Origin of the sequence: Jeotgalibacillus soli (assembly GCF_000829435.1) — a bacterium.
Lineage (GTDB): Bacteria > Bacillota > Bacilli > Bacillales > Jeotgalibacillaceae > Jeotgalibacillus > Jeotgalibacillus soli.
This window is the reverse complement of record NZ_JXRP01000006.1, coordinates 276,280-297,714: the sequence shown is the minus strand read 5'-3', so window position 1 is coordinate 297,714 and position 21,435 is coordinate 276,280. Positions and strand designations below refer to the sequence as shown.

Here is a 21,435-nt window from a genome sequence, read left to right as displayed (position 1 = left end):
ATTTTTCATCTATTGGTTAAATATTATTTGAGAGAGGGGAATGTATGATGGAGGATTTTCTGAACATTCTTTTTGATCTTTTTGTTTGGGCTGGAATAGCAGTGGTCCTTTTTATCACGTTTTGCGTCGCTCTTTTGCTGAAGAATAGTAAAAGGTCTGCATTACCACCTGATGAAAAAGAAGAACGCTCTATCGAAAGAAAACATCGATAAAGCGCCTGTGATTAGTCCAATTGGAGTACTTGTGGATCTTCTTCACTATTCATTAATCGTATAGCTGTTGGTTCAATTTCCAGCACAACATAAACGGGATCATGCGGACCATCAAACCATGTAGAAAAACGATCCTTCCATACCTGCTCCTTTAACTCATCTGATTGTCGAACAACAGCTGTGCCTTCAATCTCCACGTAAGAGTCTCCATACCCTTCACCGCCGTAGCCAAGCAATATATGAACAAAAGGATTCTCATCGATCTCCTCTGCTTTGTGCGTCTCACTGCTTGTAGGTGAATAAAGGATCAAATCCTCGTTATAAAACGTCATATAACGCGAATGAGGTTTACCATTCTTCACCGTTGCCAGCGTACCAATTTTATTTCTTTCCAACACCTCTACTATCTGTTTCTTTAGTTCATTTTGACTCATTTTTTTCAACTCCCTTTGTTGTCTTTATTCCCTTGTTTACCCCTTTTTATCCCTCTAAAACAATGATGTCCGCATTCTCAAAATCAGAAATTCCTCTTATATTTTAAGATCATTTCTCCAAACTTTTCGTACATGTCAAGCAATGAAGGAATTCGGATTATACGGCTTCAGGTTTTTCTTTTTATAGATAATTCGGATTGGTTTACATATATTTTTTCTTCGGTATAGACGTAATCCCTTTACCAGTTATGCAGATCAATATATAGATATGAATCCCTAAGAGCTTGACAGGCCTGTTGCTACAATGACACACTTTTAATGGTACATTGTGTTGTGCAAAACATGCCCGAAATTGTATCATTAAGAGCTCAACAAAAAATCCGTAAAGAAGCTCTTCACTGAGTCTTCTTTACGGATTTTGATTTTTCATTATAAAGGGCGCAAACCTTCATCTTCAAATGGATCAGCCTGCTTTGGCTTTCTTGCAAAACACATAATACCAGCGATCAGGAATAATAGAGCTGGCAGCCAGCCGAAAAGCAGTGTACCAAGTCCAACGAGTAATGCACTTCCGATGAATAGACCACCGGCAAGCTTCGGTTTACGGTTGCCGCGGAGCACAACAACGGAAATAATGCTTAAGATTGTACTTACAGCTACGATGGCAGCAAATCCCCAACCAAGTGAACTCATTACATCCATAATAAATGCTGCATCCATTCCAGCTGCAGCAAGATCTGGATCATTGTTTAGCTCTCGTTCCACTTCACTTAATACAGCTTCATCTTGAAATAATACATTTAAAAGAATTGCTCCACCTATCATAATTACATTAATAACAATACCGATAATACCTAAAACAATTTCTCCTGTCCTTTTCATGAAGAGGCCTCCTTTTATGAATAATCTATTTATCAATTCCCCTAATATACGTAAGAAACACTTTTTTGTTTCAATAAATTCACAAAAACAATAATTATTTATTGTTTAAAGCCTTTATCAAACCAATTAGACAGCATAACGGTTCAGAATTTCTCCTATACATGCTGCTCTATAGAAGTTCTAAGACCTCTCTCAGCCTTTTCACTTTTACATCCTCTTTACCTTCATCAGGGCTTCCAGTTCCTACAGAGCCGTCATGCTGAATCCAAATACTCTTCATCCCAATGCGATTGGCGCCCATAATATCCGTCTTCTTATTGTCTCCAACCATCCATACGTCTTCAGGACTCAATTCCATTAACCGCAGCGCATGTCCGAATACAGGAGTGGAAGGCTTACCAACACCCACGTTGCCGGAAATCACAATATGTTCAAAGTAAGGTACAAGTTCTTTGGTGATCGCCAGTTTTTCTAGCTGAAGCGAGGGAGCACCGTTGGTTAATAACAGCAGTCGAATGGATTTCTTCTTCAATGCTTCGAGAACCTCATATGTTTCTTCATACAAAACCGGCTGCTCTCTCCGATGCTCTCTAAAGCGCTCGCTTAGCTTTTCACCTGCTTCAGGATTCTCTATTCCAAGAGCTTTTAGCCCCTCTGTCCATGCTTTTTTTCTATAGGCTGGAATCAGCTTACCCATCTCCCTGAATTGATGGTGAATGGGATCACCAAATTCTCCCCATAGACCTTCAAACGGATTAATGCCGATTGACTGTGTAAAAGAGTAAGTGGACAGCTCAGCATAAAGAATTGGCGCAATTCTCCGTACAGCTGCTTCTAAATCCTCAGCTGCAACCCCAAATTCCTTCTCTGCTTCTTTGCATGTATAGTGAAACGCTAATGCAATACTCTTTTTATCCCACAGCAATGTATCATCTAAGTCAAAAAAAATAGCCTTTGGCATAAAACCCTCTCCTTTTTACAATCTATTTTTCTATTGTCACAAAATAAAGACAAAATTGCACGAAAAAAAAGCTGACCATTATATGTCAGCTTTTTTGATTGACTCTGTTAACCTTGCCTGTTGATTTCGACTGCAGGCGTTCGCCTTCCGCTCCAATCAACATAGTGCCATAATTAACAATGATCTTTAACGTAGTCTTTTGATTAAGACGGATTCAAAATGCGATTTAAGAATTGCTTCGTTCGCTGTTCTTTTGGATTCTTTAAAATCTCCAAAGGCGGTCCCTGCTCAATAATATGTCCGCCATCAAAAAACAGCACCTGGTCCGCAACCTGTTCTGCAAACTTTAGTTCATGCGTAACGATAGCGATCGTCCACCCTTCTTTTGCAAGATCTCGAATAACCTGCAGTACTTCCCCAACAAGCTCTGGATCAAGTGCAGAGGTCGGTTCGTCAAACAGCATCAGTTCAGGCTCAATCGCAAGAGCACGCGCAATTCCGACTCGCTGCTGCTGTCCTCCTGAAAGCTGGTGTGGATAGAGATCAACTTTATCTGCCAGCCCTACTTTTTCAAATAAATTCAAAGCGGATTGACGCACCTGGTCCTTGTTCTTTTTTTGAACAATTACAGGGCCTTCCATCACGTTTTCTAAAGCCGTTTTATGAGGAAAAAGATTGTATGACTGAAAGACCATTCCAGATTTGCGGCGCAGGGTTAAGAGTTCCTTTTTCGAAAGCTTCTTATCAAAATCAAGAGAGAAACCGTCATGGAATTCAAATGTCCCGCTATTGGGCATCTCGAGTGCATTCAGACAGCGAAGAAGAGTCGTTTTGCCTGATCCTGAGGGCCCGATAATAGCAAGCACGCTTCCCTTTTCGATCTCCACATCAATTCCCTTTAACACTTCCAGGTCACCAAATGATTTGTGCAGCCCTTTAACTGATAATAACATTTGCATCCCCCTCCTTACTTTGCAATATAGCGATCCAGTCTTTTTTCGATGCGATCTTGAATAATCGATAGAATGAAACAAATAATCCAATAAAGAATGGCTGCAGTTACGTAAAGCTCCAGAAAATTGTACGTCCGTGCTGCGATTTCCTGAGCCTTTCTAAACAGCTCGGTTACAAGAATGAGCGATGCAAGCGATGTATCCTTAACCAGACTAATAAACGTATTGGATAATGGGGGAATGGATACTCTGCTCGCCTGCGGCAAAATAATTCTTGTTAATGCTTGTCTTGACGTCATTCCGATCGCATAGCCTGCTTCCCATTGCCCCTTCGGAATGGACAAAATGGAAGCACGAATAATTTCAGATGAATAGGCTCCAACATTTAAGGAGAAAGCAATAATCGCGCTTGGAAATGGATCAAGAACAATTCCAATATTAGGAAGACCAAAGAAAATAATAAACAGTTGAACAAGTAAAGGGGTTCCACGAATCGCTGATACATAAACTCTAGCACTGCCGATCAAAATACGGCTGGATGACAAACGAGCTAAAGCCGTCAATAATGCAAGTATAAGCCCAAAGACAAAAGAAAATAACGTAAGCGGAATCGTATATTGGATTCCGCCTTGAATCATCGGCCAAAGCGATGACAGGATATTGTCCCAGTCGCTCACTCCACCTGCTGTTGCTATAATCATATTATTGAGAAACATCTTCGCCAAACCATTTCTCTGAAATCTCAGTTAATGTACCGTCTTCTTTCATATCAGCAAGATGCTTATTAAATTCTTCTACAAGCTCTTCATTTCCTTGTCTGAACATAAAAGCACTTTCAGATATATCACTTGCTTCTGCAGCAATTTTAATTCCTGCATCTGGCTGTTGGTTCATAAAGTCAAGAATGGCAAGCTTATCATTAACAGTAACATCAGAACGCCCTGCTTTAATCAGTTCAATTGCTTGCGCTAAACCTTCCACGCCAACAAGCTCTGCATCGTATTCTTTTGCTAATTCCGCAAAGTTACTTGTTAAGGACTGCGCTGATTTCAATCCACTTATATCTTCAAAGGAAGAGATTTCTGTATTTTCTTCCGGTACAACCACAACTGCCCCTGAAACTGTATATGGTTCCGAGAAGTCATACGTCTCTTTTCTTTCATCATTTACACCAACCTGATTCGCAATGACATCAAAGCGGGAGGAATTCAACCCTTCAAACATTGCATCCCATTGTGTTTCCAAGTATTCAACTTCAACACCCATACGTTTTGCTACTTCGTTCATCACTTCAACATCATAGCCAGTCAATGTACCAGTCTCATCATGGAACGTAAACGGTGCATAGGTGCCCTCTGTTCCTACAACAATTTTCCCAGCCGTTTGAACCTCCTCTAAAAGATTCCCTGTGCTGTTTTCTGTTGTATTTGTAGCTGTATCATCAGAATTTCCGCATGCTGCAAGAAGTGCAACAAGACCTACCGTTACTAAACTCATCATTTTTTTCATCTTAATACCACCTATTCTTATAGGATTAATTACCACCATAGTGATTGTACGACTAATCATTTTAAATGTAAATATAATTGCTTTATTTTGTGCATGTCATTTGCAAAATATGAATGAGGATGATTAAATAATTATACAGATATACCTATAGGGGTATAAATCCAAGAAAAAGACGGAGGCATTATTATGTTATTACGCACATTTTTTGATGAAAAGCTCGCTCAATATGCATATTTAGTCGGATGTCAACGTACTGGGGAAGCGATCATTATTGATCCCCCCCGAAACGTAAAGACAATCGTACAAGAAGCTCGAAAAGAAGGACTGATGATTACAGCTGCGGCGGAAACTCACATCCATGCTGACTTTGCATCAGGTGCCAGACAGTTGGCTGTTGAATACGGCTCAACGCTCTATCTTTCTGATGAGGGAGATGAGAATTGGAAATATCAATATACAGATGGTCTTAAAGCTGTATTGGTAAAAGACGGTTCTCTATTCAACATCGGAAATATACGCTTTGATGTGATGCATACTCCTGGCCACACACCGGAAAGCATCTCCTATATTGTTACAGATCTAGGCGGCGGCGCTACAGATCCCATGGGAATCTTCACAGGTGATTTTGTCTTTGTTGGGGATATCGGCCGTCCCGATTTACTTGAGAAATCCGCTGGAGCAATTGGCAGTGCAAAAGCTGGCGCTCACCAAATGTTCCATTCTCTTAAACGCTTTAAAGAATTACCTGATTATCTCACGGTCTGGCCCGGTCATGGTGCAGGCAGTGCATGCGGTAAATCACTAGGAGCGGTTCCACAGTCCACCGTCGGCTACGAAAAAAGGTTTAACTGGGCAATGAGCATTGAAAACGAAGAAGGATTTGTTACCGAGCTTTTAAAGGATCAGCCTGAAGCACCTTCCTATTTTGCCCAAATGAAAAAAGTAAACAACATGGGTCCTGATCTTATCAAGGACGAACCGATTGTATGGGAAACAGATGCTGTTGCACTTGAAGTATGGAGTGAAAGAAAAGGAAATATCATACTCGATACACGCCCTTCACATGAAACAGAAAACGGATTAATTCCCGGCTCCATAAACATTCCATTTGGCAAAATATTGCCGAATTGGGCAGGATGGCTAATCAATTACGATGAAGATATAACGCTTATTGTAAAGCCTGAACAAGCAGAAGAAGCGCTAATTGCTCTTCGCTCGATTCATCTGGATCGTGTCGTGAAGCTTGCGGACCCTGCCATCATACAAGAGGCTGCTGTTGTAAGCTATGAAACGCTCACAACCGAAGAGTTTGCCGAATTAAAGGAAAATACAGACGTGCAAATCATCGATGTAAGAAATGATTCAGAATGGCAAGGCGGACGCATTGCTGGTACTGATCATAAAATGCTCGGTCACCTGCGCAAGGAAGGATCAACGCTTGACCCGAACAAGCCTTTGTTGATTCACTGTCAATCCGGCGCCAGATCAGCCATTGCGGCAAGCGTTATGCTATCCTTAGGCTTTAAGAACGTAAAACACCTTGCCGGCGGTTTCAACGCATGGGTAAGAGATCGTTCAAATGAAGTCGTTACGAGTTGATATGAGAAAGAAAAATCGCATGTTCTGCAGAAATCGTCCATCCTGTTCACCCAAGTCTTCCATCTGTGTTGGAGGAATTGGTCTCTTTTTAACCGGTATCTTTCTGATAGTGATGGAATGGATGCGTATCGCTGGATAAGGGTTCAGGTCGTTAAAATAGCAAACCCCACATGATAAATGGTATCACGTGGGGTTTTACATTCAAATTATTTTCCGCCTGTTAAAGATAAGCCTTTAATAAAATACTTGTTAAAGAATGCATAGATCAGCAATACCGGCAGTGTAAAGACCATGGAAGCGGCCATAATATAATTCCAGTAGCTGACAAACTGACCTTTAAACGTATTAAGACCAAGCGGTAATGTGTACATAGATGAGTCTGTCATAATGATTAACGGACGCATAAAGTCATTCCAGAAGCCCATAAAGACGAAAATCGTTTGAGCAGCAAGCGCAGGCTTCGCTAATGGAAGCACCACTCTAAAAAATGTTCCAATCCGGCTTAAGCCATCAATAGCAGCTGCTTCCTCCAGCTCCTTTGGAAAGTTGATAAAAAATTGGCGCATCATAAAGATAAATGTCGCATTGATCATGGAGGGAACGATCATTCCTTGGTAACTATTTAACCAGCCGAACTCACGCAAAATTAAGTAGTTTGGAACCATTGTTACCTGTGCAGGGATCATAAGCACAGCTAAAATGATAATAAACAGTGCTTTTTTTCCTGGGAATGCCAAACGCGCCAATGCATACCCTGCCATTGAGTTAAAAATAACATTAAGCCCTGTGCCAACAGTGGCAATAAAAATACTATTAAACATCCATCTTGGAAACAGCTCTTGCTGGATAAAAATTTGACGATAATTATCAAGCGTAAAATTTTGTGGAATAAAGTTGATCGACCCACTTACGATTTCTGAAAGCGGCTTAAAAGATGAAGACAGCGCCCACAAAAATGGAATTAAAGTAACCAATGCATAGGTGCTTAAAATGATATATAGAAAAATCTTCCCGATGCTTGTTTTTTTCTTCACATTAATCCCGCCTCGTTAATATAGATTTTCTTCCTTAGATAATTTCCGTTGCAGCAGCGTTCCGACCAGTATGACAATGGCAAGAATAAAGGCAAGTGCTGCAGCGTATCCCATCGTATCCATTGTTTTAAATGCATATTGATAAATTAATAAAACAACGGTCAGTGTTGAGTTATCCGGACCACCTGATCCCCCAGAGAAGATATACGATTGATCAAACAACTGGAATGTCCCGATGATGCCCATAATAACAACAAAAGAAGTAATCGGTTTGATATGAGGAAGCGTGATCGAAAAGAACTTTCGAATCGGTCCAGCACCGTCAAGCTCTGCTGCTTCGTACAATGAATCAGGTATATCTTGCAGGGCTGCTAAATAGATAACCATAAAAAATGGTGCTGTAGCCCAAATGTTCATAATCATAATTGCCGCTAAGGCAATGTTTGGATCACCCATAAAATTATAAGTTGGAAGTCCTAGCGTCTCTAATCCAAAGTTCACTAACCCTTCACGATTGTACATCCACATAAAGATCAGCGTTAATACGGCTGAAGATGTAAGTGTTGGAAGAAAATAAATGATTCTAAAAAATTTTTCACCTTTTAATCCTGCATTTAATGTAGCCGCTAAGAAGATCGCCAAAGCAGTTTGACATGGTACAACGATAATGACGTATTTAAATGTATTCCAAATAGCGATACTGGCTCTTTGATCCTCAAAAACTCGTTCATAGTTGGAAAAACCTACAAAATTATAAGCAGTTTCTCCAAGAAGCCGTACATCGTGAAACGATAAAAAAATCGCATACAAAATGGGTCCAAGAATAAAGAGAAGTAAAACAAAAAGGGTTGGGGACATAAAAAAATATCCTTGACCTGCTTCTTTTAACGCTTTCGCACTATATTTTCGGTTCATTCTATGTCACTCCCATTGTCATGAAGGAAGCTGACCTAACTCAAAAGTCAGCCCCCGCCATGAATGATCTAATCCACTATTATTGATTAGCACTGATCTCACTATTTGCTTGTTCTTCCGCTTCTTTCAACGCTTCATCCAAAGGACGATCACCTAGGAATGCACTTACAAACTGGTTGTTAAAGTTATTCATGATTGTTGGCAGGTTTGTACCATTGGACCAAACGGTTGCATACTCTGCTCCTGCCACGATCGGACCGCGAAGCTCATCATCTGCGTAGCCTAGTGATTCAGCTACAGATTTACGTGTCGGCAAAGCAAAGCCTTTGCTCGTCCATGTTTCCATTCCTTCTTTACCAGTTAGGTATTCAATCAATCTCCAAGATGCTTCTTTCTTTTCAGAAGCAGCGTTCATTACATAAGATACTGTAAATGCCATTGTGCCTTTTTCACCGTTGATGGTTGGTACTTCAGCTGTAGCATACTCAAGCTCTGGAAATGTTTCTTCCAGGTAAGGAATATTCCAGTTTCCTTCAATGACCATTGCAGCACGCTGCTGACCAAACATGTCTCCACCCCAAGAAGCCCCTACTTCTGAAGGCTGTGCCGAAGTTTTATCAATGTTGTGCTGATCAATAAATGGCTGAAGCGCTTGTACAACTTCTTCGCTGCCGAAGCTTGCCATGTTATCGTCAACCACTTTTCCACCCATTGATTCTGCAATATAGTAGAGACGAGCTAATTCAGGTGCAGCGCCAAATCCATAAACGCCATCCTTTGTCAGCGCCTTAGAAACCTCTCTAAATTCGTCCCACGTTGTTGGCACTTCAACGCCAGCTTCTGCAAATAGTTTTGTATTGTAGAATAATGCTAATGTTGAGTAATCCTTAGGAAAACCAAACGTCGTTCCATCCTGCTGGAATGCTTCAAGCATTGGTTTTTCAAAATCCTCTATATCAAATTCATCCGTTACATATTGATCCAGCGGTTCTAGTACACCCGTTTCAATTAATGCTGGCGCTTCAAAGGCATCAAGATAAAATACGTCCGGGCCCTCTCCACCGATTAATCTTGTTTTAATCACATCCATATATTGATCAGCAATGACTTCAAGCTTTACATCGATATCTGGATTCTTTTCTTCAAAATCGGCTAATGTCTCGTTTAATAAATCTTGCTCTGTAGGATTTCCTCCCCAGCCAGCTAGTGTAATCGTCGTTTTCTCACCAGATGCTTCAGAGCTTGCTCCGTTGTCAGAGTCAGATCCTCCACACCCCGCAAGGATTCCACCTGCAAGCAGTACAGACATACTTAGCGATGCAAATAATTTACGTTTCATCATTTTTCTCCCCCATCTCATTTATTATGATGCTGTTATAATTGAAAATTGATCAATCTCAAATCCTGTTGTGTTTTCCGTGATCTTGACGGCAAGCTTATCACCTTGTCGTGTTACTTCAACGGATAAAATGCCATTGCCGATCCGCACATTGTCCACCTGTAATTCATTCATCCCTGGCAGCAATGTCGGCTGCAATTGAATCTTTTTATTCAAACTGTCCGGGAACAGACCTAAAAGCGTCTGGATAAATGTCAACGGCGTACCCGCTGCCCATGCTTGCGGTGAGCAAGCAACCGGATAAGGAACTACTTTATTTATCGAAGAATTGTATCCACAGAACAGTTCTGGTAAGCGGCTATACTCGAAATGCTTCGATGCATCAATGAGCCCTTGAACAACCGTTTTCATTTCTTCCTGATGATTCGATTTCCCCATTCCTAAAAGAATCATACTGTTGTCATGCGGCCAAACACTGCCATTATGGTAGCTCATCGGGTTATAGCCTGCTTCTCCAACCGCCATTGTGCGAATTCCGAAGCCTGAAAACATCTCATCGCTGACCATTACAGCTGACACACGATTAGCTCGTTCTTCAGTTAAAATACCGGATAGAAGTAAATGGCCTGGATTTGATGTAATCGTACCAACTTGTTTTTTATGCTCATCTAATGCAATGGCATAAAAACCAATGTCCTCCATCCAGAATGCCTCGTTAAAAGCAGCCTTTAATTCTTCTGCAGCTGTTTCCAATTCCTGAGCCTTTATGCTCTCTCCAAGTGTGCGATACACAGAAGCAATACCTGTTTTGGCCTGGTAAACATAACCCTGCACTTCGCTTAATGCGATTGGTGAACGAGCATAGTCGCCGTTTCGGTGGACAACAGAATCTCCAGAATCCTTCCAGCCTTGGTTGGCAATTCCCTTTGATGCTTCCTGGTGATATTCAACGAATAGATCACCGTCTCTGTCACCGTATTCATCAATCCATTTAAGCGCTCGTTTTACATTTTCTTGAAGCTCTTTGAACAGTTCAAGATCTCCTGTCCAGTTTACGTACTCCACCAACAGCATTAAAAAGAGTGGAGTTGAATCAACGCTGCCGTAATATGGAGCAAACGGAATTTGATTCGTATTCGCAAGCTCCCCATAGCGAATTTCATGCATGATTTTTCCTGGCTGTTCGTCTCGCCATGCATCTACCTTTGTTCCTTGATAATGAGCCATCGTTTTCAATGTGCCTTTTGCAACCTCTGCATTGAATGGAAGCAGCTGCAAGGCTGCGATTAAACTGTCGCGGCCAAACGGAACGCCAAACCATGGAAGTCCAGCTACAGGGAATGAACCAAATCCGACATCTGTCAGCAGCACTCGTAAATCATCGGTCCCGCGTTTTACAAGCTGTTCAAGCTCTTTTAGATCCGTGCTTACAGTTGGCAGCTTACGGTTCCACTCGTCATAAGACTGGTGAAGCGCAGCAAGCGCTTTTTGAGGTTCCTCCACCTTGCTTGATTCCCTGTCGTGTAATGGCTCAATTGTGACCGTCACTTCTTTTGACTGCTTGTGATCGAGCGTCCATTCGAAAGCAACATATCCTTCTCTCACTTCTTTATGAGGCTCATTCCATTCAATCTTTGTTGACCTCGCGATATCATCTGCACCTTGATATGTAAAATTCATGCCGTTGGATGAAAATGTGGTGTCCTGACGTGTTCCTGTGTTGCCATTTTGGAATCCGCGAACGATAAACATATCTGTAAAATCTGCATCCATTTCGAGTGCAATCGTAAACGATACCTGCTTAGGAAAATAGCTCGTTGCTTTTATCGTTTCGTATAGTACTCCGTCTTGAATAAAGCGGTTTCTTTCAAGTTCAATGGATTCTCTCCATAATTTCAGACCGTTCTCATCCTCCTGGTGAGGATTTGTCAATAAGATTCGAGAGCGGTAATTTTCTCCGCCATCTGAATGAAGGCCAACCGGTGTCTCTCCATTGATCAATAGTTTAAATGAGCTTAAAAATCGAGTATCTCTCGTATAAAGCCCAAGCTCATAAGGATGATTTCCAACGATATCTCCTTTTTCATCTGTTAATAGAAATAAATCATTTTCCTTAATAACTCGATAATTCACCTGGCATCATCTCCAATAAATATCCGAAACGTTTCGGATTTTTTCTAAAAAAAACCTCAAGTTCTACTTGCGTCATCTATTTAACCGCTTACTTGAGGAGCGTTCGATAAATTCATGCGGAACGGTTGCCTGCTGCGGCTGGCCTTCATGGTCCAGCATATTAATCAGCATTTTAGCTGCTGCAGAGCCTAATCCATGAGTATCCTGAGACACTGTCGTTAAGGCTGGTCGTACATAACGTGACAGGAGAATATCATCATAGCCAACGATAGATATATCTTCTGGAATTCTAATCCCTTTCGACGTAAGCGCATTCATTGCACCGATGGCCATTAAATCACTTGCACAAAAAACAGCTGTGATCGTTGGATCCTTTTCGAGTAGACGAAGTGCCGCTTCTGCACCGCCCTGTTCAGAGAAATTTCCATTTTCAACTCTGCTTGAGTCAAAAGTAATTCCCCGCTTGTTTAACGTTTTTTGAAAGCCGGTAAACCGCTCTTGGCTGACAAAAGCAAAGTCATGTCCATTAATCATCCCTATGGATCGATGTCCCTGATCAGCAAGATAATTGGCTACTTGGCTCGCCCCTGCGATATTATCCGTTGACACGTAGCCTGCCCACTTTCCAATGAGAGGAATGTCCACTAAAACACAAGGGATATCCCCTTCCACAATCTCGAGTAAATACGGGTCATCTGTTCGAATCCCTTGAATAATGACCCCGTCTACCTGGCGCTCCTTACAGAGCTGGGCATATGTTTTTTCCCGCTGTTTTGAAGAATTCGTGTTAAAAATTACAATATCGTAATCTGTTTGAGCAGCAAAATCATGAACACCGGCCATTACATCCATTAGAAAATTATCTTTCACACTTTCTCGTAAAAATCCGGATATTAACATTCCGATGGTTTTTGATTTTTTCATCACCAGGCTGCGCGCCAATGTATTCGGTGAATAATTCAACAATCGCGCTGCTTCCATAATTTTCTTTCTGGTATTTTCATTCACATCCGAATAGCCGTTTAGTGCTCTTGAAACAGTTGTGACGGACACACCGGTATGCTTTGCTAGATCTTTTATCGTCACCATATTTCATTCCTCCAAAACGTTTCGGATCTGATGTTTTGAATTATAGTTCATAATGAAAACGATTGCAATATTATTTTTCAAAAAACACAAAATTTTCTCTAACTCCATTTGTAGACAAATTAACGTTACTATCTCTTTAGACTAGTTTGCAAGTGCTTTTCTTTTGAGGCACGAAGCCTTGCGAAAAGCGGAGTTACCGAGTGAGGGGTAATGAGCATCGCAGCAATGTGAGTAGCACCAAAAAAGGAAGCTCCTTGATCAGCCCTGACAAGTATATATTGGAATACCTAGAGGAAACACATATGATGGCAGGCGTTCAGCTCTTCTTCTTTATTCGGACTCACTGCTACATGAAAATACTCAGAAAAAGGAGAACGGATCGTTAAGAGGATTAACATCATTGTTACTACACAAGTCTTAACGGATAAAGTTGAGACAGCAGATCAACTTCTTATCAATTTGGTAATGGCGGTCACATCAATGATGACATCTGGATACGGAAGAAAGGAGGTGGCTCCAGACTGAAAAATAACAGACATTACCCCAAACACAGTAAAAAAACACTTCCATCTGCTGAGACGAGATAAATAATGATTTCCTGCTTCACCTTTTAAGATAGCTGCAGGAAGCACAATTTGAATCAATAAAAGCGTTAAAAATAAGAATGAAAATGCTTAATCAGCTTCAATGATTCCTAAATCAAATACAAAGGTAATAATCCCCCAAACGGCTAGCGTTAATAACTCATTCAAAAAATCCTTCATACAGCTTGATTCTACAAATCCTCTATTTTCAATGGTAAACGGCTTGTTATACGCGTTAAGAGGTTAGAGAAAACAGACTGCTCAAACGAAAAAACGGATAAAGCAATTTTGCTCCTTCTTCAATAGCAGTCATTTCACCCTGCCCATAGACAATATAGTCCTATTTGCAATGGATGCCAAACTTCTTCTGAAGGAGAGAATGCAGCCTGAAAACAGGAAGAACAAACCTAACATGAGAAAGGTTACTATTCTTTTTAATCCCATATTTACCACCTATTCCTTTAATTAACTATACGATGTAATTGCAAAGAGGTTTCATATTAAATTGCAGTGGTTAGCATAAAACAACTAAAAAAAGCCATATGCCCCTATCGGCATATGACTTACTAAAAACAGCTCAATCGTCCTGACCAGAAATTCGCAAATCTACCTTTTCGAACGGTCGAATCTGTTCAAAATAGCGGTCCTCCTGCTTCATCCAGTAGAGCTCCCACATCGACCTTGCTTGCTCGCCGTCCCGCTCAATTCCACGATTCAATCGAGTTAATTTTGGTGTATCAATCCACACTGTCCAATCATAATAAACATGCAGCTCAGGACGTGTAGCGTAAACTCCTTCAACGACAATAACACCGGATGCCTTTACCTCATACCATTCGGCAAGTTTATCAAAATCCCAGTCATATCGCTGGTAGCGAGCAAAATGACCGTTGGAAAGCGGCTTGAGCACTTGTTCTTCAAGACGTCTCCAGTCATAATCTGCTCCGATTGGTTGAAGCTCCGGATTTTCTTTCATTTCTCTTCCTTTCGACAAATAAAAGTCATCTTTATGGATGATCGTTACGTCGTTAATTTGTTCTTGTATTTTTCGTGCGAAGGTGCTTTTTCCAGCCCCTCCTCCTCCATCAATACCAATCAGTACAATTTCGTTGCTTTCAGCTTGTTGTTTTATTTGATTGATCCAAGAAGCTTCTTTTTTATTCGAGAAATAATGGGTATTTGTCATCTCTTCACCTCAATAACGATGCTTCTTTTGATACTGACTGATTTTCTTCCATTTTTTCTTCTCAAGCAGCTGTTCACGCTTATTTGATTTTCTTTCCATATAAGCGAGCTCCTTTTGCAATTTCCGGTAGCTGTTAAGCCTTTCCTTCTGCATGTTCCCGTTCTCGATGGCTTCTATTACGGCACAGTGCGGTTCGTTTTCATGTCTGCAATCCCGATAAAGGCATGAAAAAGCAAGCTCTTCAATATCCATAAACCCCTGCTGCAGTCCTTCATCCGACTCCCAAAGCTGAAGCTCTCTCATGCCAGGGGTATCGATAATGACCCCTCCACCCGGCAGCAGCAATAGCTCCCGATGCGTCGTTGTATGCTTTCCTTTATCGTCACCAGCACGGATTCCATGCGTCAGCATCCGCTCTTCACCGAGAAGAACATTGATAATGGACGATTTCCCAACACCAGAGGAACCCATTACAGCAGCGGTCACTCCCTCACCTATATAGTAAGCCAGCTGCTCCAGCCCAAATTGTTCTTTAACGCTGCAAGTAATGATCGGTACACCCATGGCAACAACATTGACTTCCTGCTGACGCACTTCGATTTCATCACATAAATCGGCTTTTGACAGAACAATGACAGGATTGGCTCCGCTCTCCCATGCAGAAACGAGATAACGCTCGATTCTCCGGACATTAAAATCCTGATTAAGCGCCATAACGAGAAAGACAGTATCAACGTTTACAGCAACAATCTGTTCCTCCGTCGTATGCCCTGCCGCTTTTCTAGAAAAAGCGGATACTCTTGGCAGGATATGATGGATAACTGCCTTTTCTTCATCAAAATGCGCATCAATCATGACCCAGTCTCCAACTGCAGGATAATCCTCGCGGAGAACAGCGTGATGCCTGAATTTGCCGGATACCTCACCAAGCAGAATTCCTTTTTCTGTTAGAACTCGATATAATCGTTTATGCTCTACAATGACTCTTGCCGGTTCTAGATGATCGGCACGAATTTCATTTGCTTTTTGTTGCCATGCCTCATTCCATCCTAATTGTTGAAGCTGACTCATTTTATTTTGTTGTATCAATGTAGTTTCCTCCTGTTTTTAAACATGAAAAATCCGCGGACTGTGTGTACACAGACCCGCGGATTCACTGTTTATGCATGCAAAAAACAGGCAAAACAAGACAAACGATCCACTTATGGATGGCGCAAAGACCATACGGGTTGTATACACGAATCAACAATGAACCATTCATTTAGCTTTTTCATGACACATCACCCTTTCCATCTATTTGATTGTTATTATAGTCTAAAAGGAAATCATTTGTAAATTACTTTTTACAACGCTCTTATCTTTGATAAACTTATTCTATGCTGAATTAATAAGGGGGACACCTTCATGCAGAAAATTATTATTATCGGTTCAGGTGGAGCTGGAAAATCTACTTTATCAAAACAATTAGGAGAACAATTGCAAATCCCCGTTTATCATTTGGATGCATTATTTTGGAATCCAGGCTGGACTCCATCGTTAAAATCATATTTCCAGGAAAAATTGCTTGGGATCATGAAAAAAGAGCAATGGATTATGGATGGAAACTTCGGTTCAACGATGGACCTTCGAATAAAAGAGGCAGATACTGTGATCTTTCTTAACTATTCTCGCTGGTTATGTCTAGCAAGAGCTATCAAAAGAAGAATTACCTATCATGGTAAAACAAGACCTGATATGGGAGAGGGCTGTCCAGAAAAATTGGATCTTGATTTCCTGCGCTGGATTTGGCATTATCCCGATCAAAAGGCTCCCCGAATTTTTAATAAGCTTGAGGGTTTAAAAAATGAAAAAAACATCATTATTTTATCTTCTCCAAAAGAAACAAAAAAATGGCTTCAACAGATGAGACCTTCCTCTATTTAAATCCTACTGCACATACAGCAAGCTCGGGAAAAATTCTGCGATAGGAAATCGAGACGCGAGTGAAGCCAGCCTCTTCTAAGGAATGATAGAGATCACTGGCCATCATTTTTGTCATTGTCGGGCTTGCTGTATCTTCTCTTGGCTGTATCGTTATTGCAATTCTCCCGCCTTCCTTTAAAGCACCATATAAACAAGAAAGAGCATGCTTTCGGTTACCCCAAATTGTGTAGTTGTTAACAGAAAGGATTTTATCATAATGAGATAATGGTAAATATAGATGCTCTACTTTGCCCTGAATAACACGGGCGCGCCCACTTTGAATAAACGGTTTAATACGGTTGGCTGCCTGGTTGAACATGACTTCTGAAGAATCAATTCCATCGACATATAGGTTCTTATGGCCTTCAAGCATTCGTTTCATCGCAAATCCAGGACCATAGCCGATTTCTAGCACGCGATCATTTGCCACAAGATCCAAACAGCCGATTGTCCATACATTCAGCTTTCTGTTTTCTAGAGACATAATCGCTCCAGCAAACCTTCCTAATATCCCCTTTGGCCGGCTAAATTGATGAAAAAAAGGTACTTTCATGCTTTTCTCCCCCTCAATACAGGACATAGCTGCTTTAATTTCACTTATCTTTCTCTTTATACCCCGGCATCATATTTATAAAAACTCCTTTATTCTTTCGTTTATTTATTTTTCAAATAGGGAAATAAGATACAAAGTTTGGTAGGTAATTTATCCTGCGTCTACACAAGAAAGGAGCACACATGAAAAATTCATCGGAAAAAAGATCATTAAATCGGGTATTTTGGATTTCCTCCATTGTGGTTGGAATTCTTGTCTTAATCGGTGCATTAGCACCTTCTTTATTTGCTGCAGGTGCTAATGCTGCATTTAAATTTACTACCCGTTCCTTTGGCTGGCTTTACCTCTTATCTGTATTTATTTTCGTTCTCTTCCTTTTATTTCTTGCTTTAACCCGTTATGGTCGGGTTCGCCTCGGCGGTGATGATGAACGGCCTGAATATCCATTTTTCACTTGGATCGGCATGTTGTTTTCAGCAGGTTTCGGGGTTGGGCTCGTTTTCTGGGGAGTTGCAGAACCAATGAGTCATTTCTTCAATACACCCTATCAATCAACAGAACCGTTAACAGAAGAAGCAGCAAGGCTTGCTATGGGCTATTCATTTTTTCACTGGGGAGTCAGTCAATGGTCTGTATTTGCAATCGTCGGATTAATTATTGCTTATTTTCAATTTAGAAAAAAAGAAAACGGACTAATTTCAACAAGCTTATCCCCGCTAATCAAAGAAAGACGTTATAAAAACACACTTAATCAATCTATTGATATTTTCGCTGTTATCGCAACCGTTATGGGGGTTGCTACATCAGTTGGCTTAGGCGTTTTACAAATTAATGGCGGACTGAACAATGTATTGGGTGTGCCTAATACACCGCAGGTACAGGTTATCATTATGATTGTTTTAACCGCACTATTCCTCACTTCAGCTGTAACAGGAATTGATAAAGGGATTCGATGGTTAAGTAATTTTAATCTTGCTGCCGCCCTTGCCTTTATGCTTTTTGTCTTTATCACTGGGCCCACTATCTTTATACTAGAAACATTTACTCTAGGCTTGGGGGATTATTTAACAAATTTTATTCGTTACAGTCTTCGTTTAACCCCTTATCAAGGCGGAACATGGATATATGATTGGACCGTTTTTTATTGGGCTTGGGCCATTGCCTGGTCGCCTTTTGTAGGAGCATTTATAGCGAGAGTATCACGGGGGAGAACGATTAGAGAATTTATTGTCGGCGTTTTGATCGTGCCGCCAGCTATCGCTCTTTTATGGATTGCCGTTTTTGGAGGAACAGCCTTTCATTTCGATTTATTTAATGGCACATCTATCGCAGAAGCAGTTAATAATGATGTAACAAGTGCTATATTTGTAACCTTTGATCAGCTTCCATTAAGCATGATCACTTCCTTATTCATGATTCTTCTAATATTGACCTTTTTAATTACCTCCGCGGATTCTGCTACTTATATTATTAGCAGTATGACGACAGGCGGAAGCATAAATCCTTCAATGTTCGTACGTATTGTTTGGGGCGTTCTGATCGGTTCCATTGCTGCTGTTTTATTAGTTGCAAGCGGTTTAGAAGGCTTGCAAACCGCCTCTCTCGTATCCGCTCTACCGTTTACAATTATATTAATTTTAATGGTCTACACTCTATTTAAACTTTTGCGAAAAGAGTTTCCAAGACAGAAGAGAAATAAAACAATAGACTAAAAGATTACGGGCAGTCCCTGGTAAAACAGAGGGACTGTCCGCTTTATGTTTCTCGATGTATCGTTTGTAAACCACATTTAAATTCATTATTTTATTGAATAATTTGTTAGCCTCACGCGTCAAGATTTCCTATCCCTGTCATAATAGAAATTGAAAGTGAGCTTCTATTATAACCGCTAACATTATGCAGCAATTGAATGTTCAAGGAGTGGGAATATGCTATCTGACAAAGAAAGACACCACCTTGCAGAGTTAAAAGAAATTTGCGAGAAACATGATGATATTCAGCTAAAGCTGAACGAGGAGTAGCTCTCGTTGGATCATCCAAAGAGGTCATCCATCCCACAGTCGCATCGGGAGAAAAAATCAACTGGCTTTTTCGGTTTATACTCATTTGGAAGGACAACAAAAGTATGCGGAATGGTTCACCCTGATTACCGCAGAGAAGGGATTTTTACAGAGCTTTTTACATATGCCACGGAACAGCTGTCCATGAAAAAAAGCGAACGGATTTTATTGAATTGTCCCGCGCATCATACTCGGCTCGGGAAAAGTGTTTTTGAAAAAAATCTCCTGTTCATATACATTTACAGAATACCAGATGAAGTGGGAAGAAAAATTCTTTGAACCGACTGACCAGGCAACAATTAGAAAAGCAGCTCCAAAGGATCGATCTATTGAAATCCAATTAGATCATAGAAGCCTTTCATCTGTCAAAAGAAGACCCAGAGTTCTTTTGGCGCAAGACTCAAAAAGAGAGCGGACAGTCTTTTTATATTGTAGAATCGAAAGAGAAAGCGGTTGAAAAGCTGCGTGTTCAGCAAATCGGGAAGCTCCTGTGGATATACGGCTTTGCTATTTTGCCGGAATATCAAGGACGAGGAATCGGACGCAGTGCCCTGCAGCAGGTTCTTGAGATTGAATCAAAGTCAAATAGGAATATTCATTTAGAAATTCATGCGGATCATGAGCATACATTAAATTTGTATAAATCTTGTGGATTTATCGTCTATCACGCACAGGATTACTATGATTACCGGGCTAACCCCTCTCATTCTTGACATCTTTTTTTATTAGGTGGACAATATATAGTACGTACTTTGGTCGATGTAAAGCCTTGGAGGGAGATTTAAGTGGAAAAGCCAAAATTTAATTTTTCTACCCCTTTTATTCGATTTTTAGGAGGACAAAATATCCTCTTCTTAATCCTTCTTATCCTTTTATTAGGGTTTACCATTTGGGTTTACTCTTACATTTCGTTTATCTTTGCACCAATTATTGTTTTTGTACAAACGGTTGTTTTCCCCGTTGTTCTGGCTTTAATCGCATTTTATTTGCTTAGGCCAATATTACGTCTGCTGGAAAAAGCAAAGATTCCGCGTGTTTGGGGAATTTTAATCATATTCCTATTTCTTGCAGGGTTAATTACAATCATAATTGTTGCGATCGTTCCGTTTTTACGAACTCAATTTGAAAATTTAATCATGGAATTTCCGAATTATTTAAATCAGATGATTCAAAGTATAAACAATTTCGTAAATAATTCCGTATTAAATACATATTTTCAGGATTTTTCTTTGGAATCAAATGATTTAATTCGATCACTTCCTGAAAGTGTATCAAATGTATTTAACCAAACGCTAACGGGTGTTACTAGCTTGATTTCAACGATTACAGACTTTGTTCTTGGGCTCGTTACCTTCCCTTTCATCCTTTTTTATTTATTAAAGGACGGGGAAAAGCTCCCTCGCTATGTAATTAAACTTTTACCTCCATCGATGCGTGAGGACACAGCAGATTTGCTAAAACAAATGGATCGTCAGCTAAGCTCGTATATTCAAGGGCAGCTAATGGTTGCTTTCTGTATTGGCGTCATGATTTACATCGGGTTCCTGATCATCGGAATGGATTACGCTCTTTTACTCGCTTCCATTGCAATGGTAACCAGTGTCGTTCCCTATCTCGGGCCAATCATTGCCATTACACCAGCTATAATTATTGCCATCGTCACCTCGCCATTTATGCTTGTGAAATTAGTCATTGTATGGACAGTCGTACAGCTATTGGAAGGCAAACTCATTTCACCGCAGATTATGGGAAAAAATTTACACATCCATCCTATTACCATCATTTTTGTCCTGTTAACTGCCGGTCATTTGTTTGGTGTAGTTGGGGTTGTTTTAGGGATTCCAGGCTATGCCCTATTAAAGATTATCGTTACACACATCTATTTCTTGTTTAGAAGAAGATACAATAAATATGCAGCAGAGCCATATGAAAAGATACAATAAAAATCTGTGATGAAGCCGCTCTGCTTCATCACAGATTTTTTTCTTGTCTTTTATTATGAAGTACCTGATACAACGGAAGGCTCATGT

At 40.5% G+C, this 21,435-nt stretch carries 21 protein-coding genes; 7 read left to right on the top strand and 14 right to left on the bottom strand.

Going from position 1 to position 21,435, the window contains the following annotated elements; translation table 11 throughout:
* The first annotated feature begins 47 nt into the window (after nt 1-47).
* Nucleotides 48-212 (top strand): hypothetical protein, encoded by a 165-nt coding sequence (locus KP78_RS19875; RefSeq protein WP_157841426.1) that lies wholly within the window; start codon nt 48-50, stop codon nt 210-212.
* Between the two features lie 11 nt (nt 213-223).
* On the opposite strand, the gene KP78_RS02265 is transcribed toward KP78_RS19875, so the two are convergent.
* From KP78_RS02265 to KP78_RS02240, 6 genes are all read right to left on the bottom strand, one after another.
* The gene (locus tag KP78_RS02265; RefSeq protein ID WP_041085900.1) at nt 224-646 is read right to left on the bottom strand and encodes a pyridoxamine 5'-phosphate oxidase family protein; all 423 of its coding nucleotides are present in this window, start codon (nt 644-646) and stop codon (nt 224-226) included.
* 429 nt (nt 647-1,075) lie between these two features.
* Complete coding sequence (locus KP78_RS02260; protein WP_041085898.1) at nt 1,076-1,528, bottom strand: DUF4064 domain-containing protein; 453 nt, start codon at nt 1,526-1,528, stop codon at nt 1,076-1,078.
* Between the two features lie 169 nt (nt 1,529-1,697).
* Entirely contained in the window at nt 1,698-2,489 is a 792-nt protein-coding gene (locus tag KP78_RS02255; RefSeq protein ID WP_041085896.1) for an HAD family hydrolase, read from the bottom strand.
* 203 nt (nt 2,490-2,692) lie between these two features.
* Nucleotides 2,693-3,442, bottom strand: a complete 750-nt coding sequence (locus KP78_RS02250; RefSeq protein ID WP_041085894.1) for an amino acid ABC transporter ATP-binding protein — start codon at nt 3,440-3,442, stop codon at nt 2,693-2,695.
* Between the two features lie 14 nt (nt 3,443-3,456).
* Nucleotides 3,457-4,158, bottom strand: a complete 702-nt coding sequence (locus tag KP78_RS02245) for an amino acid ABC transporter permease (RefSeq protein WP_084219632.1) — start codon at nt 4,156-4,158, stop codon at nt 3,457-3,459.
* Nucleotides 4,145-4,951: an amino acid ABC transporter substrate-binding protein gene (locus KP78_RS02240; RefSeq protein WP_041085890.1), complete on the bottom strand. Its 807-nt coding sequence runs from the start codon at nt 4,949-4,951 to the stop codon at nt 4,145-4,147. The genes KP78_RS02245 and KP78_RS02240 overlap by 14 nt, the downstream gene beginning before the upstream one ends.
* Before the next feature lie 186 nt (nt 4,952-5,137).
* On the opposite strand from KP78_RS02240, the gene KP78_RS02235 reads away from it, so the two are divergent.
* Complete coding sequence (locus tag KP78_RS02235; RefSeq protein WP_041085888.1) at nt 5,138-6,550, top strand: MBL fold metallo-hydrolase; 1,413 nt, start codon at nt 5,138-5,140, stop codon at nt 6,548-6,550.
* Nucleotides 6,551-6,756: 206 nt separating this feature from the next.
* Here KP78_RS02235 and KP78_RS02230 read toward each other — a convergent pair whose 3' ends face one another.
* From KP78_RS02230 to rsgA, 7 genes are all read right to left on the bottom strand, one after another.
* A complete protein-coding gene (locus KP78_RS02230; protein ID WP_041085887.1) occupies nt 6,757-7,584 on the bottom strand; it encodes a carbohydrate ABC transporter permease in 828 nt (275 codons plus the stop codon).
* 15 nt (nt 7,585-7,599) lie between these two features.
* On the bottom strand, nt 7,600-8,499 hold the full coding sequence (locus tag KP78_RS02225) for a carbohydrate ABC transporter permease (RefSeq protein ID WP_041085885.1): 900 nt from the start codon (nt 8,497-8,499) through the stop codon (nt 7,600-7,602).
* Between the two features lie 79 nt (nt 8,500-8,578).
* Entirely contained in the window at nt 8,579-9,838 is a 1,260-nt protein-coding gene (locus tag KP78_RS02220; protein ID WP_422723688.1) for an ABC transporter substrate-binding protein, read from the bottom strand.
* Nucleotides 9,839-9,862: 24 nt separating this feature from the next.
* Complete coding sequence (locus tag KP78_RS02215) at nt 9,863-11,971, bottom strand: amylo-alpha-1,6-glucosidase (protein ID WP_041085881.1); 2,109 nt, start codon at nt 11,969-11,971, stop codon at nt 9,863-9,865.
* Nucleotides 11,972-12,043: 72 nt separating this feature from the next.
* The gene (locus KP78_RS02210; RefSeq protein WP_041085879.1) at nt 12,044-13,060 is read right to left on the bottom strand and encodes a LacI family DNA-binding transcriptional regulator; all 1,017 of its coding nucleotides are present in this window, start codon (nt 13,058-13,060) and stop codon (nt 12,044-12,046) included.
* Nucleotides 13,061-14,221: 1,161 nt separating this feature from the next.
* Nucleotides 14,222-14,830, bottom strand: coding sequence for a uridine kinase family protein (locus tag KP78_RS02205; RefSeq protein ID WP_052474480.1), 609 nt, complete (start codon nt 14,828-14,830; stop codon nt 14,222-14,224).
* Nucleotides 14,831-14,839: 9 nt separating this feature from the next.
* The gene (rsgA, locus tag KP78_RS02200; protein WP_422723687.1) at nt 14,840-15,919 is read right to left on the bottom strand and encodes a ribosome small subunit-dependent GTPase A; all 1,080 of its coding nucleotides are present in this window, start codon (nt 15,917-15,919) and stop codon (nt 14,840-14,842) included.
* A gap of 315 nt (nt 15,920-16,234) precedes the next feature.
* Here rsgA and KP78_RS02195 point away from each other — a divergent pair, with 315 nt between their 5' ends.
* Entirely contained in the window at nt 16,235-16,753 is a 519-nt protein-coding gene (locus tag KP78_RS02195; protein ID WP_041085877.1) for a DNA topology modulation protein, read from the top strand.
* Here the strand turns inward: KP78_RS02195 and KP78_RS02190 are convergent.
* Nucleotides 16,746-17,345, bottom strand: coding sequence for a class I SAM-dependent methyltransferase (locus KP78_RS02190; protein WP_041085876.1), 600 nt, complete (start codon nt 17,343-17,345; stop codon nt 16,746-16,748). The two genes, KP78_RS02195 and KP78_RS02190, sit on opposite strands and share 8 nt — an antisense overlap.
* Nucleotides 17,346-17,527: 182 nt before the next feature.
* Here KP78_RS02190 and KP78_RS02185 point away from each other — a divergent pair, with 182 nt between their 5' ends.
* The 4 genes from KP78_RS02185 to KP78_RS02175 all read left to right on the top strand — a co-directional run bounded on the left by KP78_RS02185 (nt 17,528) and on the right by KP78_RS02175 (nt 21,348).
* Nucleotides 17,528-19,057: a BCCT family transporter gene (locus tag KP78_RS02185; RefSeq protein WP_041085874.1), complete on the top strand. Its 1,530-nt coding sequence runs from the start codon at nt 17,528-17,530 to the stop codon at nt 19,055-19,057.
* A gap of 315 nt (nt 19,058-19,372) precedes the next feature.
* The gene (locus KP78_RS02180) at nt 19,373-19,684 is read left to right on the top strand and encodes a GNAT family N-acetyltransferase (RefSeq protein WP_041085873.1); all 312 of its coding nucleotides are present in this window, start codon (nt 19,373-19,375) and stop codon (nt 19,682-19,684) included.
* A 65-nt stretch (nt 19,685-19,749) separates the two neighbouring features.
* Entirely contained in the window at nt 19,750-20,118 is a 369-nt protein-coding gene (locus tag KP78_RS18910; RefSeq protein WP_084219628.1) for a GNAT family N-acetyltransferase, read from the top strand.
* A 72-nt stretch (nt 20,119-20,190) separates the two neighbouring features.
* Nucleotides 20,191-21,348, top strand: a complete 1,158-nt coding sequence (locus tag KP78_RS02175; RefSeq protein WP_041085872.1) for an AI-2E family transporter — start codon at nt 20,191-20,193, stop codon at nt 21,346-21,348.
* Nucleotides 21,349-21,435 lie beyond the last annotated feature (87 nt).